The organism is Kitasatospora sp. P5_F3, from assembly GCF_054049135.1.
Genome location: NZ_JBFUMY010000023.1, coordinates 84,108 through 98,257 on the forward strand (window position 1 = coordinate 84,108; position 14,150 = coordinate 98,257).

Annotated in this window: 7 protein-coding genes and 1 pseudogene; 1 reads left to right on the forward strand and 7 read right to left on the reverse strand. The window is 72.3% G+C overall.

From position 1 onward, the window contains the following. Positions 1 to 48: 48 nt before the first annotated feature. From ACXJMZ_RS16180 to ACXJMZ_RS16190, 3 genes are read right to left on the reverse strand one after another with little or no spacing between them, the layout of a single operon-like run. The gene (locus ACXJMZ_RS16180) at positions 49 to 4,434 is read right to left on the reverse strand and encodes a MupA/Atu3671 family FMN-dependent luciferase-like monooxygenase (RefSeq protein WP_457030737.1); all 4,386 of its coding nucleotides are present in this window, start codon (positions 4,432 to 4,434) and stop codon (positions 49 to 51) included. After that, positions 4,431 to 9,446 carry an amino acid adenylation domain-containing protein gene (locus tag ACXJMZ_RS16185; RefSeq protein ID WP_457030738.1) on the reverse strand — a complete coding sequence of 1,672 codons (5,016 nt, stop codon included), beginning with the start codon at positions 9,444 to 9,446 and terminating at the stop codon, positions 4,431 to 4,433. The genes ACXJMZ_RS16180 and ACXJMZ_RS16185 overlap by 4 nt, the downstream gene beginning before the upstream one ends. Before the next feature lie 15 nt (positions 9,447 to 9,461). Further along, on the reverse strand, positions 9,462 to 9,686 hold the full coding sequence (locus ACXJMZ_RS16190; protein ID WP_457030739.1) for an MbtH family protein: 225 nt from the start codon (positions 9,684 to 9,686) through the stop codon (positions 9,462 to 9,464). Positions 9,687 to 10,400: 714 nt separating this feature from the next. On the opposite strand from ACXJMZ_RS16190, the pseudogene ACXJMZ_RS16195 reads away from it, so the two are divergent. Continuing rightward, a pseudogene (locus tag ACXJMZ_RS16195) lies at positions 10,401 to 10,518 on the forward strand (2-hydroxyacid dehydrogenase); the annotation flags it as partial. Between the two features lie 9 nt (positions 10,519 to 10,527). Here ACXJMZ_RS16195 and ACXJMZ_RS16200 read toward each other — a convergent pair. The 4 genes from ACXJMZ_RS16200 to mtnA form a co-directional block, all read right to left on the reverse strand. Beyond that, complete coding sequence (locus tag ACXJMZ_RS16200) at positions 10,528 to 11,406, reverse strand: S-methyl-5'-thioadenosine phosphorylase (RefSeq protein ID WP_457030740.1); 879 nt, start codon at positions 11,404 to 11,406, stop codon at positions 10,528 to 10,530. Further along, the gene (mtnC, locus tag ACXJMZ_RS16205; protein WP_457030741.1) at positions 11,403 to 12,140 is read right to left on the reverse strand and encodes an acireductone synthase; all 738 of its coding nucleotides are present in this window, start codon (positions 12,138 to 12,140) and stop codon (positions 11,403 to 11,405) included. The genes ACXJMZ_RS16200 and mtnC overlap by 4 nt, the downstream gene beginning before the upstream one ends. Next, positions 12,137 to 12,715, reverse strand: a complete 579-nt coding sequence (locus ACXJMZ_RS16210) for a 1,2-dihydroxy-3-keto-5-methylthiopentene dioxygenase (protein WP_457030742.1) — start codon at positions 12,713 to 12,715, stop codon at positions 12,137 to 12,139. Before ACXJMZ_RS16210 ends, mtnC begins: the two co-directional genes overlap by 4 nt. A 23-nt stretch (positions 12,716 to 12,738) precedes the next feature. Continuing rightward, the coding region (gene mtnA / locus ACXJMZ_RS16215) for an S-methyl-5-thioribose-1-phosphate isomerase (protein WP_457030743.1) at positions 12,739 to 14,150 on the reverse strand (1,412 nt) is incomplete at its 5' end.

The following is a 14,150-nucleotide window of genomic DNA, read 5'->3' on the forward strand; positions in this document are numbered from 1 at the left end:
CAAGGCCCCCAATGGTCCGATGCCGTGTCGAAACGTTCGCTGGCACGCTCACACCCCTGTCCTGCCCGCACGCCGCGCGGCGGCCTGTCCGGCGACGCGGCGAGCGGCTCCCCGCGCGGCACCCGCGCCGACCGCCTCGTCGGGCCCTTCGGCCGGCTTGCGGTCGATGGCCTCGGCCAGTGCCCGGGCGGACGGATAGCGGAACATGTCCACCAACGAGAGCCCGCTGTCGCGGTGTTCGATCAGCCGGGCCCTGGCCACCACCACGAGCAGCGAGTTCCCGCCGAGGTCGAAGAAGCTGTCGTCCAGGCCCACCCGGTCCACGCCGAGTACCTCCCGCCACACGTCGGTGACCAACCGCTCGGTCGCGTTCGTCGGCGGCGCGTACGCCGTCGTGCCCTCGGGTCGCGCATCCGACCGGTCGGGCAGCGCCCTGCGGTCGACCTTTCCGTTCGGGGTCAACGGCACCGCGTCGATGGGGTGCAGGGCGCTGGGCAGCATGTAGCCGGGCAACCGCGTGGCGAGGAAGGCACGCAGCTCGGCACCGGTCGTCGGCCGGTCCGTGGCCGGAACGTAGTGGCCGACGATCCGTTGTTCCGCGCCGACGCCCCGGATGACGGCGACCGCCGACCGGACCCCCGCGTGTTCGGCGAGCGCCGTCTCGATCTCGCCGAGTTCGATCCGGTGGCCGTGCAGCTTCACCTGGTCGTCGAGTCGGCCGAGGAACTCGAGTGTGCCGTCGGGTGCCCAGCGGGCCAGGTCGCCCGTTCGGTAGACCCGTGCGCCCGGTCGGTCGGCGAACGGATCGGGCTGGAAGCGTTCGGCGGTCACCTCGGTACGGTCGAGGTAGCCGCGGACCACGCCGCCCCCGCCGAGCAACAGCTCTCCGGGTACGCCCGTCGGGCACAGCCGCGAATCGCGGTCGACCACATAGGCCCGTACGTTCGCCAACGGCCGCCCGATGGACACCGGGCCACCACCGGGCGCGATCCGGGACGTGGTCGCCCAGACCGCGGCCTCGGTCGGCCCGTACATGTTGTGCACCGTGCCTCCGACGGCGTCGGCGAGCTCGCGGGCCAGGTCGGCGGGAAACGCCTCGCCGCCCACCAACAACCGGCTGAGCCGCGGCAGTTCGGCGCGCGTGTCCTGGTCCGCCAGCAGTGCGCGGGCCAGGGACGGCGTGCACTGCAGGTGCGTCACCGCGTGCTCGCGCATCTGCTCGGCGATCGGCTCCTCGGCCTTCGCCAGCGCGGCGGCCCTGCGCTCGTCGCTGATCTCCCGGACGGTCGTCAGCTGGGTCAGGGCGTCGAGTGCCGCCGTCTCCTCGACGCCGAAGTCGATCAGGCAGGCGACCTCGTCGACGCCGGCGGCCTTCATCCGGTCCACCATGTCGGCGCAGACCTGCGGTGTGCCGAGCAGGCTGGCGGTGGCGAAGAACCGTTCGAACGCCTGGTCGACCAGCTCCCGCAGTTCGCCGGGCGGCAACGCCTTGAAGTCCTCCGCGCTCCCGGTGGTGGCGCCGAGCGACGCGATCAGGTCGAAGGAGGTCTCCAGGTACCGGCTCATCGGCTCCCGGACCAGCTCCCGCACCTCGTCGAGGTCCGAACCGACGAACGTGTGGACCATGACCGCCACGTGGCCGTCGCCGGGTCCGTGCCCGTGCTCGCGCCAGGTCCGGCGGTACAGCGCGATCTTCTCGGCCAGCTCCTCCAGGCTGTGCCCGAGGAGATGGGTGAGCACCCCGGTGCCGGCCTCGCCGGCCATCCGGAAGGTTTCCGGATGCTTGGCGCTGGTCAGCCACACCGGTAGCTCCGACCGGACGGGCCGAGGGAACACACCGACCTCGACCTCGGCGCCGACACCGTTGCGCCGCGTCACCTTCTCGCCGCGCCACAGCTGTCGGACCTCCGCGAGACCGTCCATCATCAGCTGCTTGCGCTTCTCGTACCGGTCCGGTGCGAGCGCGAAGTCGTTGGCGTGCCAACCGGACGCGAGGGAGATGCCGACCCGGCCGCCCGAGATGTTGTCCACCACGGACCACTCCTCGGCCACCCGCAACGGGTCGTGCAACGGCAGCACCACGCTGCCCGCGCGGACCTCGACCCGCTCGGTGATCGCGGCGACGGCCGCCGCCGTCACCGAGGGATTCGGGTACAGCCCGCCGAACTGGTGGAAGTGGCGCTCGGGGGTCCACACGGCGGTGAAGCCGTTGCGGTCGGCGAACTTCGCGCCTTCGAGCAGCAGCCGGTAGCGGTCGTCGGAGCCGGCCTCCGAGTCGCTGCCGAAGTAGAGCAGGCTGAAGTCGATGTCGCGGGCGCGGGCCTCGGCCACCGCCGCCGATTCCGCGGCGACCGAGGCCGACGGCAGCGGCGGTTCGGCGCGCAGCACGACCCGGTGACCGTGCATCAGCGCCCACAGCAGCTCGACCACGGAGATGTCGAAGGAGACGCTCGTCACCGCGAGCCAGGTGCTGGGCTCGTCGGCACCGAAGACGTCGTCCATCCCGGCGAAGAGGTTGATCACGTTCCGGTGGGTGACCATGACCCCCTTGGGCTGTCCGGTGGACCCGGAGGTGTAGATCACGTACGCCAGGTTGTCCGGGGTCACCGCCGAAGGCGAACCGTCGGAGGGGCCGTCCGGCGCCCCGGCGAGATCGGGCACCACGACCTGGGCGGCGCCGAGCCGGCTGGCGGCCGCGGCGGACCTGGAGTCCGCCACGACCAGCCGGACGTCCGCGTCGCCGACCATGAACGCCAGTCGGTCGCGCGGGTAGCCGGGGTCCAGCGGGAGATACGCCGCGCCCGCCTTGAGGATTCCCAGCAGGGTGACCATCAGCAGGGACGTGCGGCCGAGGTGGACGCCGACCGGCTCGTCCGGCGCCACCCCGAGCCGACGCAGTTGACCCGCGAACCGGTCGGCGAGCCGGTCGAGTTCGCGATAGCTCAAGGTGGCGTCGGCGGCGATCAAGGCGACCGCATCGGGTGTCTCGGCCACCCGCTGCGCGAACAGTTGGTGCACCACGGCGTCGGCGGTCCCGGCCCGGGCACCGGTCTGCCAGTCGGCCAAGGTGGCGAGTTCGTCGACCGGCAGCACCGCCAACTCGTCGACGGGCCGGTCCGGGGCGTGCGCGGCGGCGGTCACGACGTTGACGTACCGTTCGGCGATCCGCTCGGCGGTCGTGGCCTCGAACAGGTCCGTGTTGTACTCCAGCCGGCCTCGCACACCGGCCGGGGTCCGGGTGAGGCTCAGCGTGAGGTCGAACCGCGCCGCGCCGGTGTCGCCCAGCACCGGCTGTACCTGGCAGCCGTCGAGGCGGAGCCCGGCTCCCTCGTCCTCGTACCGGTAGCTGAACAGGACTTGGAACAACGGGTTCTGGGCCAGGTCACGGTCGGGGTGCAGCTCCTCGACCAGCTTCTCGAACGGCAGGTCCTGGTGGGCCAGCGCCCCCTTGACCTCCGTCCACAGCCGCTGGACCAGTTCACGGAACGTCGGGCCGGACCCGAGGTCGCAGCGGAGCACCAGGGTGTTGGTGAAGAACCCGATGAGACCGGCCAGTTCAGGCCGTTCCCGCCCGGAGACCGGGGTTCCGACCACGACTTCGTCCTCGCCGACGTGTGCCCGCAACAGCACCGCGAAGGCGGCGAGCAGGACGCTGTAGAGCGTGACGCCTTCCGCTCTGCCCAGTTCCTCGAGCCGCTGGACCGAGGCCGACGGGAGATCGAACGTGAGCGCGGCGCCACGGTAGCTCTGCACCGGCGGGCGGGCGTGGTCGGTGGGCAGCTGCTGGGCGGGCAGGCCGGCCAGCCTCTCCGTCCAGTAGGCCAGCAGCCGGTCGAGTTCGGGCCCGGCCAAGGTGCTCTGCTGCCAGTCGGCGAAGTCGGCGTACTGCATGGGCAGTTCGGGCTCCTGCCGGTCCTGTCCGGTCAGCGCGGCCAGGTATTCGGCTTCGAGCTCGCTGCCGAGCGTGCCCACCGACGCACCGTCACAGGCGAGGTGGTGCACGGTGAGCAGCAGCCGGTGCTGCTGCTCACCCAGGCGGAGCAGGCGGGCCCGGATGACCCGCCCGGCCACCAGGTCGAACGGGGTGCCGGCCTCCTCGTCCGCGAGCCGCGCCGCCTCGTCCGCCGTCCGGCCGGGTGCAGTCAGGTCGACGACCGGTATCGAGACCGGAGCGGGCGGCAGGACCACCTGGTGCGGCGTCCCACCGGTCGACCGGAAGGCGGTCCGCAGGATCTCGTGGCGCCGCACGACTTCGGTCAGCGCCTGTTCGAGCGCCGTGCGGTGCAACGGGCCGGTGATGTCGTAGCCGAGCGGGACGTTGTAGATCGAGCTGCCCGGCTGCAGCTGGTCGAGGAACCACAGTCGCTGTTGCGCGTACGACAGCGGAGCCGAACTGTCCTCTTCCCCGGCCTCCGGTTCGATGGCTCCACTCACTGCTGCACCTCGGTTTCGTCGGACAGCGGCCGCGCCGCCGTGCGGCGAGTACGCGGCCTGATCGGGCCGGGGCCTGTTGTCGGTGCCGCCGTCGCGAGGGTCACGGCGTCCGCCAGGCCCGCCACGGTGGGTCGCTGGAGGAACGTCGCGATCGGCACCTGGACGCCGAAGGCCTCGTTCACCTGGGCCACCAGCCGGGCTGCCAGCAGGGAGTGGCCACCGGCGCGGAAGAAGTCGTCCGCACGTCCCACCGGTTGGTCGTGGAGCAGTGCCGAGGCGAGCCGAGCGACGCGCTCCTCCGTCGGCGTTCGCGGCGCCTGGTCGGCCTCGGGTTCGGCCGGGGTGCTCGGCGTCAGGGCGGCCAGCGCGTCGTGGTCCACCTTGCCGTGTTCGGTGAGCGGCAGGGCGGCGAGCAGCACGACCCGGTCCGGCACCATGTAGACGGGCAGTCGATCCCGCAGGAACGCCAGCAGCTTCTCCTCGGGGGCGGCTTCACTCGGGCCGTCGACACAGACGTACGCCACCAGCGAGGCATCGGCTCCCGGCTCGGACGCGCGGGCGACGACCACGGCATCCCGAACGTCCGGGTGCTCCCTGAGCGTTGCCGCCACCTCTCCGGGTTCGATCCGGAACCCCCGGATCTTCACCTGCTCGTCCGCGCGGCCGAGGAATTCCAGCTGCCCGTCGGGACGCCAGCGGACCAGGTCACCGGTGCGGTAGAGGCGCGCGCCGGGTTGGCCGGCGAACGGATCGGCGAGGAAGCTCTCCGCAGTCAGCGTCGAGCGGTTCAGGTAGCCGCGGGCCACCGCCGTACCGCCGAGGTGCAGCTCGCCACGGACGCCGGTGGGCACGGGCTGCCCTTCGGCGTCCAGCACATGGGCCTGGATCCCGCTGATCGGCCGGCCGATGGCCGGGCGCAGTCCGGCCGGGTCCGGCGGGACCAGGCCCGCCGTCGCCACGACGGTGTTCTCGGTCGGTCCGTAGTGGTTGAACAACCGGAACGGCAGTCCGTCGGCGGGCGCCGTCGGCAGCGCGTCGCCGCCGGTGAGCAGGACGCGCAACGCGGTGTCGGCCGGCCACGGCTCAGTCAGTACGGCCGCGGCGATGGGGGTCGGCAGGAACGCCGCGGTGATCTTCTCGTCGCCGAGCCAGCGCACCAGTTCCGCCGGCGCGGCCCGCAGGTGCGGCGGGACGACGTTCAGCGTGGCGCCCGCCGCGAGGGTGGGCCAGATCTCCCAGGTCGACGCGTCGAACCCGGGGCTCGCGAACAGGGTGGTGCGGTCCGCCGGATCGAGCGCGTACTCGGCCAGGTGCCAGGCCACCAGGTTGCTGAGCCCCCGGTGGGCCAGTGCGACGCCCTTGGGCCGGCCGGTCGATCCCGACGTGTAGATGACGTACGCCAACCGCTCCGGGGTGACCTGGTTCGCGTGGACCGGCTCGTCCGTGGTGGCGGAGTCCAGGTCGAACACCTGGCGGCGGTCGGTGGATGTCGGCAGTTCCGGCCGCGTCCGGGGTGTGACGAGGACCTTCCGTACGTCGGCGTCCTGCAGGATGAAGGCGATGCGCTCGGCCGGGTAGCTCGGGTCAACGGGCAGGTAGCACCCGCCGGCCATGAGCACCGCGAGTTCGCCGACCACCAGCTCGGCGGAACGGTCGGCATACACCGCCACCGGTTCCTCGGCGGTGACACCGGACTCACGGAGCCGGTGGGCCAGTGCGCCGGCTCGCTGCCACAGCTCCGCGTAGCTGAGCTGCCCGTCCGGCCAACGCACCGCGACGGCGTCCGGTCGGGTCTGCACCTGACGCGCGATCAGCTCGGTCACCGACTCGGTGCCGGTCGCGGCGGGCCCGTGGGCCCAGCGGTCGAGCTGGTCCGCCTCCTCCTCCGGGAGCAGGCGTAGTGTCCCCACCGACGCCTGCGGCCGGTCCACCGCGTCGGCGAGCAGGGTCAGGTAGTGCGTGACCATCCGCTCCATGGTGGCTTCGTCGAACAGGTCGGCCGAGTGCTCCCAGATGATCGCCAGGTCGTCGTCCTCGGGCCGGGGCGCCCGGCCGAGGCGCTGCTCGGCCCGCGGGATCACGATCACGTTGAGGTCTGCCTTGGCCGAGGCGTTCGAGCGTTCGGTGACCCTGCCGGTGAGCCCGCCGAAGTCGATGTCGGGCACTCCGGAGTCGTGGAAGCTGAACATGACCTGGAACAGCGGGGTGCGGGACGGGTCACGGGCCGGGTCGATCGCGTCGATCACCGCGTCCACCGGGGTGTCCGACCAGGCCAGTGTCTCGGCGACGCTCAGCCGCACCTGCGCCAGCAGTTCGCTGAACGGCTGGTCGGCCGACACCTTCGTACGCATGACCAGGGTGTTGACGAGCATGCCGAGCAGCGGCTCCAGCTCGGGGATGTTGCGGTTCGCCGCGCCGGTCCCGATGAGCATGTCCTGCTGTCCGGTGTAGCGGTGGAGCAGCGCCGTGAAGCCGGCGTACATCGTGGTGAACAGCGACACCCGGTTCTCGCGGCTGAAGGCTCGCAGCTTGCGGGCCAACTCGGCCGGGACGAGGATGCGCGGTGCCCTGCCACGGAAGGTCATCACCGGCGGCCGCGGCCGGTCGGCGGGCAGTTCCAGGGTGTCCGGGGCGCCGGCCAGGCGGGCGGTCCAGTGGTCGACGTGGGCCTGCAGCACCTCGCCACGCATCCAGTCCCGCTGCCAGATCGCGAAGTCGGCGTACTGGACGGCCAGTTCGGGCAACGGCGAGGGCTGCCCGGCGGCGAAGGCCGGGTAGAGGGCACGGAACTCGGACAGGAACACCGCGAGCGACCAGCCGTCGTGGACGAAGTGGTGCTCCACGTGGAGGAAGGTGTTCTGCCCGTCCCCGTGCCGCAGCAGCACCCAGCGGGCCAGCGGCGGCGCGGTCAGGTCGAAGGGCTCGCGCAGTTCGGCGGCGACCACCTCGTCGGCCTGCTCGGCCGGGACGTCGAGCACCCGCAGTGACGCCTCGGCCTGCGCCAGCGGTCGCTGGTACCCCACTCCGTCGACCGAGACGAAGGTGGTCCGCAGGATCTCGTGCCTGCGGACGATCTCGTTCAGCGCCGCACGCATGGCGTCGACGTCCACGTCGCCCTGCAGGGACACCGTGGCCTGGAAGTTGTAGGCCAGGTTGCCGGGCGACAGCTGCTCGAAGAACCAGACCCGTTCCTGCGGCAGGGACAACGGAATCGGTCGGTCCCGGTCGGCCCGGCGCACCGGCGGCGCGATCGGTGCGATCGCCGGGGCGAGGGATTCGCCGCCGTTGTCCCGCGTCAGGGCGGCCCGCTGGTCGATGATCGCCGCGAGCGCGGCAACGGTGGGTGCGCCGAACAGTTCGGGCATGCTCACCGCGGTGTGCAACTGTGCCGCGATACGGGCCGCCAGCCCCGCGACGAGCAGCGAGTTCCCGCCCAGCGCGAAGAAGTCGTCGTGCACGCCGACCTCCGTGCCGCCGAGCAGCCCGGCGACGATCCCCGCCAGGGCGGTCTCGGTGGGGGTGCGGGGCTGTACGGCGACGTCGGCCAGGCCGGCCGCAGACCGGTCGGGAGCGGGCAGCGCGGCGCGGTCGACCTTGCCGTTGGGCGTCAGCGGCAACACGGGCAGCACGACGATCGCTGCCGGCACCATGTAGCCGGGCAGGCGAGCCGCGACGAACTCGGCCAGCTCGGCCGTCGGGACGTCGGTGACCACGTAGCCGACCAGGCGCGCGTCCGGGCGGCCCGAGTGTTCGACCGCAACGAAGGCGTCCCGGACCCCGGGGTGCTGCTTGAGCACCGTGGCCACCTCGCCGGGCTCGATCCGGAATCCGCGGATCTTGGCCTGGTCGTCGTAGCGGCCGATGTACTCGAAGACCCCGTCGGGGCGGCGGCGGACCTTGTCGCCGGTCCGGTACATCCGCTGCCCGGGGGCGCCGATGTCCGGGACGAACGCCGCCGCGGTGCCCGCCGGGTCGCCCAGGTATCCGCGTGCCACGCACTCGCCGGCCAGGTACAGCTCGCCGGCTTCGCCGTCGGGTACCGGGTCGAGCCCGTCGAGCACATAGCAGCGCACGCCGCCGACCGGCACCCCGATCGGTGGTGGTACCGGACCTCCCGGCAGCACCTCGCCGGCCGTCACCTTCACGGTGCCTTCGGTCGGCCCGTAGAGGTTGATCACGGTGAACGGCAACCCGTCCGGGACACCGCGCTGCATCGCCGAGCCACCGGTGTGCAGGAACCGGAGCACGGTGTGCGCCGGCCAGCTCTCGTCGAGGACGGCCTCGGCCAGCGGAGTGGGCAGGAAGGTCACGGTGATCTGCTCGTCGGCCAGCCAGGCGGCGAGCGCGGGCGGCGAGGTGCGCACCTCGGCGGGCGGTATGACCAGCGTCGCGCCGGCGGTGAGGGTGAACCAGATGTCCTGGACGGACACGTCGAACCCGGGACTGGCCAGCAGGGTCGAGCGGTCCTCCCGCCGGGTCCGGTAGGTCCTGTGGTGCCAGTGCATCAGGTTGGCCAGGCTCGCGTGGGTCACCGCGACGCCCTTCGGCAGGCCGGTGGAACCCGAGGTGTAGATGACGTACGCCAGTGCGGCGCCGTTCGGTCCTGGCAGTGCCGGGACGGTCGCCCCGGACGGTTCCTTGCCCAGGTCGACCAGCAGGACGTCGTCGCCGAGCGGTGCCCCGCCGGAGACCAGCGATGCGGTGCTGAGGACCGCGACGGCGCCGGAGACCTCCAGCAACTGCCGGATCCGGGCGGTCGGGTGGGCCGGGTCCAGCGGCAGGTAGGCCGCGCCCGCCAGCAGGACGGCCAGCTCGGCAACCACCAGTTCCGCCGACSGGTCGGCGTAGACGGCCACGACGCTGTCCTGGCCCACCCCTCGCTCGGTGAGCTCGACCGCCAGAGCGGACGCGTGTGCGGCAAGGTTCCGGTAGGTCAGTCTCAGGTCACCGTCCTGCACCGCGACCGCATCCGGTGCCTCGGCCACCCGGGCGTGGAATTCATTGAGCACCATCTCGCACGTTTTCCTTCACTGCCGAGAGTGGGTGGCCGAACCGGTTTGCTCCGTGGCCCGGCGGAGACTCGACGGACGCATGTCCGTCCAGACCTCGCCGATGTGGGCCAGGCATTCCGCCTTGGAACCGCTGACACCGTCGCCGCGCCAGCCGAGCGGCAGGTCGCGGTCGGCGGGCCAGATCGAGTACTGCTCCTCGTCGTTCAGTACGACCGCATAGGACTGGGTGTCGCCGTCCATGGGTTCCTCCGGTTCGGCGGGATACGGGCTTGTCTGCTACTGGTCGTGCGTCTGCGACCGTCATGGCGGGGCCGCGGCTGTGGACGCGGGGATGACGGGCACGACGGGCACGGCGAGCGCTGCGGGGGAGGTCGCGAAGACAGAATGCATTCGGGTGCGACTCGAAAACGGCCGGCCACCTCGGCACCTTCAAGGCAACCGGGCCGTCCCCGCACCTGATGACCGACAAGCACCGGCCGTGTGCGGACCCCGAGAGCATGGCTGTCGGAGAGCTGCCGTCCCCGTGCGTTTCACTCCGTCAGCATGCGTCGCATCGGTTCCCGGCGATAGAGTATGGCAATTACTCTGACGGTCCGTTAGATAAAGGATTGGGCGGATAGGCGGTGTTCACCGGCCGCACCCGGGGCCGACGGGCCGACCGCTGCGACAGACGGCCCTCACGCGCCGGCGACCGGGCACGGCGGGTCGGCTCGGGTGAGGAGTCTCGCGAGCAGGGCGAGCTCGATCGGGTCGGCGGTGTTCACGTGCGCCCAGGTGTGCAGGAGCCGGACGTCGCGGCCCGCGCACCTTCGCGGTACTCGGTCGACGTCCGGCGCACAGGCTCAAGGCGACGAAGGGGTCGCCTTGACCACTGGGGTGTCGTTGGCCCTGCACGCATCAGAACAGGGCGATTGCGGTCGTTCCCACAGGTCAGAGGGTAGGTGTCAGGCTGCAACCTCTCTCCAGGTCTACTTCACCGAACACCGCCGTCGGCCAGATCATCGACGCCACCGTCCGGGACGTCGAGGACCACGAATCCGGCCGACGCAACGAGAACACCCTCGTCCCGAAGTCCACCGACTCAGCCAGCGGGGCTGCCCGGGCGGCCTGGGTTGCCGGCAACCCGCCCGGGKCACGGGAGCTCGAAGGGGAGCTGGAAGCCGTCGAGGGCGCCGGCACAGCGGCAGCCGCGGTGCTCCGGCAGGAGTTCGACCGCCTTCATCACGATGCCGCGCAGCTGCTCGATGCTCCGGGCGAAGACCCGGAAGACTTCGTCCTGGGAGACGCTGTGGTCGGCGTCGATACCCGCGTCGACGTCGGTCACCAGGGCCAACGCGGTGTAGCAGAGCGCCAGTTCGCGGGCGAGGACGGCCTCGGGGTGGCCGGTCATGTTGACGATCGACCAGCCCGCGGCGGCGAACCACTGGGACTCGGCCCGGGTGGAGAAGCGCGGGCCCTCGACCACGACCATGGTGCCGCCGTCGACCACGTCCTGGCCGGACGCGCGGACGGCCTCGACCGCCGCGTGGCGGCCCGCATCGCAGTACGGGTCGGCGAACTGGACGTGCAGTGCGCCCTCGTCGAAGTAGCTCTGGACCCTGCCACTGGTGCGGTCCACCAACTGGTCGGGGACCACCAGAGTCCCCGGTGGCAGGTCCCGACGGAGCGAGCCGACCGCGCACGGCGCGAGGATCTGCCGGACCCCGAGCTTGCGCAGGGCCCAGAGGTTGGCACGGTAGTTGATCCGGTGCGGCGGGTAGCGGTGGTCGCGTCCGTGCCGGGGCAGGAAGGCCACCTGCCGCCCGGCCACCGTGCCCACGGTCAGCACGTCGGACGGGGTGCCGAACGGCGTGTCGACCTTCACTTCGCGGGCGTCCGCCAGTAGTTGGTAGAAGCCGCTGCCGCCGATCACCCCGATCTCCGCACGGGGTTCGTCGGGACGGGACTCATGTCCGGTCATGCCTGTCCTGCTTCCGCAATGGTGGGGCCCTGGAGGCTGACGTCCGCCAGGGAGGCGACCCAGCGCGAACGGCCGGGTGCCGGGAGGGTGCCCGTGCGGGCGACGCCGACGGTCCGCCAGCCCGCAGCGGCAGCGGCGGTGAGCTCCGCGGGCAGGTCGCTGAGGAAGACGGTCCGCTCGGCGGGTACGCCGATCACCCGGGTGATCGTCCGGTACGACTCCGGGTCGCGTTTGCCGCCCGCGCTGTCCAGGTCGAAGTAGCCGTCGAGCAGCCCGCTGAGGTCGCCCCGGCCGCTGTGCCGGAACCAGTTCCGCTGGGCGTCGCGGGCGCCGGAGGAGTAGATGTACCGGGCGATGCCGGCCTCGGCCCAGCCGCGGAGTGCGGCGGGGACGTCCTCGTACACGTGCCCGGTCAGCGTGCCGTCCGCAAAACCGGCCGCCCAGATCTCCGCCTGGACGGCCTTCAGCGAGGGAGTCTTGACGTCCTCGTCGGTCCATCCAGTCAGCGCCGCGACCGCCCCAGCCTCGCCCAGCGCCGGATCGGCGGCGGCGGTCCGGACCAGCTCCAGCACCTCGGCGTACCGCTGCTCGCCCCGTCGGGCGGCGAACCAACGGGCGTACCGGGCCCGGGCGTACGGGAACAACACCTGGTGGACGTGCTCGGCCGAGCCGGTGGTCCCCTCGATGTCGAGGACCACCGCGTCGACCCGCAGGACGGGCGGCTCGGCGCTCACTGCTCCCCCGCCATCAGGGCATCCAGCCGCGGGAAGCGACCGGCGATCGGGTCACCGGTGAAGTCGCCGACCCAGCCGCCCTCCTCCTCGAAGAACCGGATGGCGCTGAGCTCGGGGCGCGGGCCCATGTCGAACCAGTGCAGGGTGCCGGCCGGCACCGACAGCAGGTCACCGGCCTCGCCCACCACGGCCAACACCTGGCCGGCCAGTCGCAGGTAGAAGCAGCCGGCGCCGTGGGCGAAGAACCGGACCTCGTTCTCGGCGTGCCGGTGCTCCTCCAGGTAGGTACCGCGCGCCGTCGCGGCGAGCGCCTCCCACTCCGCGCCCTCCTCCGGCAACAGCTGGGCGACGTCGACCAGTTGGAGGCCCTCCTCGGCGCAGAGCGCGTCCACCTCGGTGCGGTAACGGGCGATCAGTTCCTCGGCGGTGGTCGCCGCGGTGACGGTGCCGCGCACCGGCCAGTGGCGCAGCCGCACGCCGTGCGCACCGAGCGTCTCGGCGATCCGGTCGTGGTCACGGGTGCGCAGCAGGACGGTCTCCGGTGCGTCCTCCGGCATCACTTGGAGCAGGGTCATGGTGGTCTCCTTCTCCGGACCGGTCAGCGGTCCAGGGATGTGGCGGCGGGTGCCAGGAGCAGCAACTGGCAGATCGATTCCAGGCATTCGAGCCGGTTCCGGGCCTGGGCCAGGTCGTCGCCCCAGACGGTGACGCCGTGGTCGGTGATCAGCAGGGCGGGCGGCCCGTCCGGGGTGCGGGCCAGCCGCTCCGCGACGTCGGAGGCGATCCGGGCGACGTCGGTCCAGTTCGGGAAGACCGGCACGTCGGTGCGGGCCGGGTCGGGCAGGCCGAGGCCCTTGAGCAGCTCGAAGTCGGCCAGCTCCAGGACGGTGACCCGTTCCCGGTGGCCGGCCCGGGCGGCGACGGCGGTGGCGTGCGGGGCGTGCACGTGGATGACCGCGCGGGCGTCGGTGGCCCGGTAGACCGCGGTGTGGATCAGCGTCTCGGCGGACGCCTTCAGGTGGCCGGAACTGACGGTCCGTCCGGTGGCGAGGTCGACGGTGACCAGGTCACGGGCGGTGAGTTCGCCCTTGTCCCGGCCGCTGGCGGTGATCAGCACGAGGTGGTCCGACCCGGGCGGGCGGACCGAGAGGTTGCCCGAGGTGCCCGGCAGCCAGCCGCGCTGGTACAGCGTCCGGGAGAGCTCGGCGAGCCGGTCGGCCAACCGGGCCGTGCCGTCGGCGGGCCGGACGGTGGCGTGCTCGGAGACGATAGCGGTGACCAGCTCGGCCGGGGTGACGTCGAAGGCCGGGTTGTGCACCTCGGCCCCGGCGGGGGCGACGGCGGTGCCGGCCAGGTGGGTGACCTCGTCCGGGCGCCGTTCCTCGACCACGATGCCGGTGCCGTCGGGCAGGTCCCGGTCCCAGGTGGAGTCGGAGGCGACCACGATGAAGGGGATCCGGTGCCGGTCGGCGGCCACGGCCAGCCCATAGGTGCCGATCTTGTTGGCGACGTCTCCGTTGGCCGCGATCCGGTCGGCGCCGACCAGGACACAGTCGACCAGGCCCCGGGACATCGAGGCGGCCGCGGCGGAGTCCACGCACAGTCGGTACGGAACCCGGGCCTCGCCGAGCTCCCAGGCGGTGAGCCGGGCGCCCTGGAGCAGCGGCCGGGTCTCGCCCACCAGCACTTCCTTGATCCGGCCCCGGTCGGCGAGTTCGAGGATGGTGCCGAGGGCGGTGCCGACGGCGGCGGTGGCCAGCCGTCCGGTGTTGCAGTGGGTGAGCACCCGCAGCGGGCCGTCGGGGGCCAACGACTCGACCAGGTCGGCGGCGCGGGCCACGGCGGCCCGGTTGACCGCGATGTCCTCGTGCAGCATCTCCAGGGCCTCGGCGAGCACCGCATCGGGGCCGTGGTCGAGGCGGCTCAGGGCCCGCCGGACGGCCCAGCCGAGGTTCACGGCGGTGGGCCGGGCCTCGGCGAGCCGGGCTGCGTCGGCCCGGACCGCGGCCG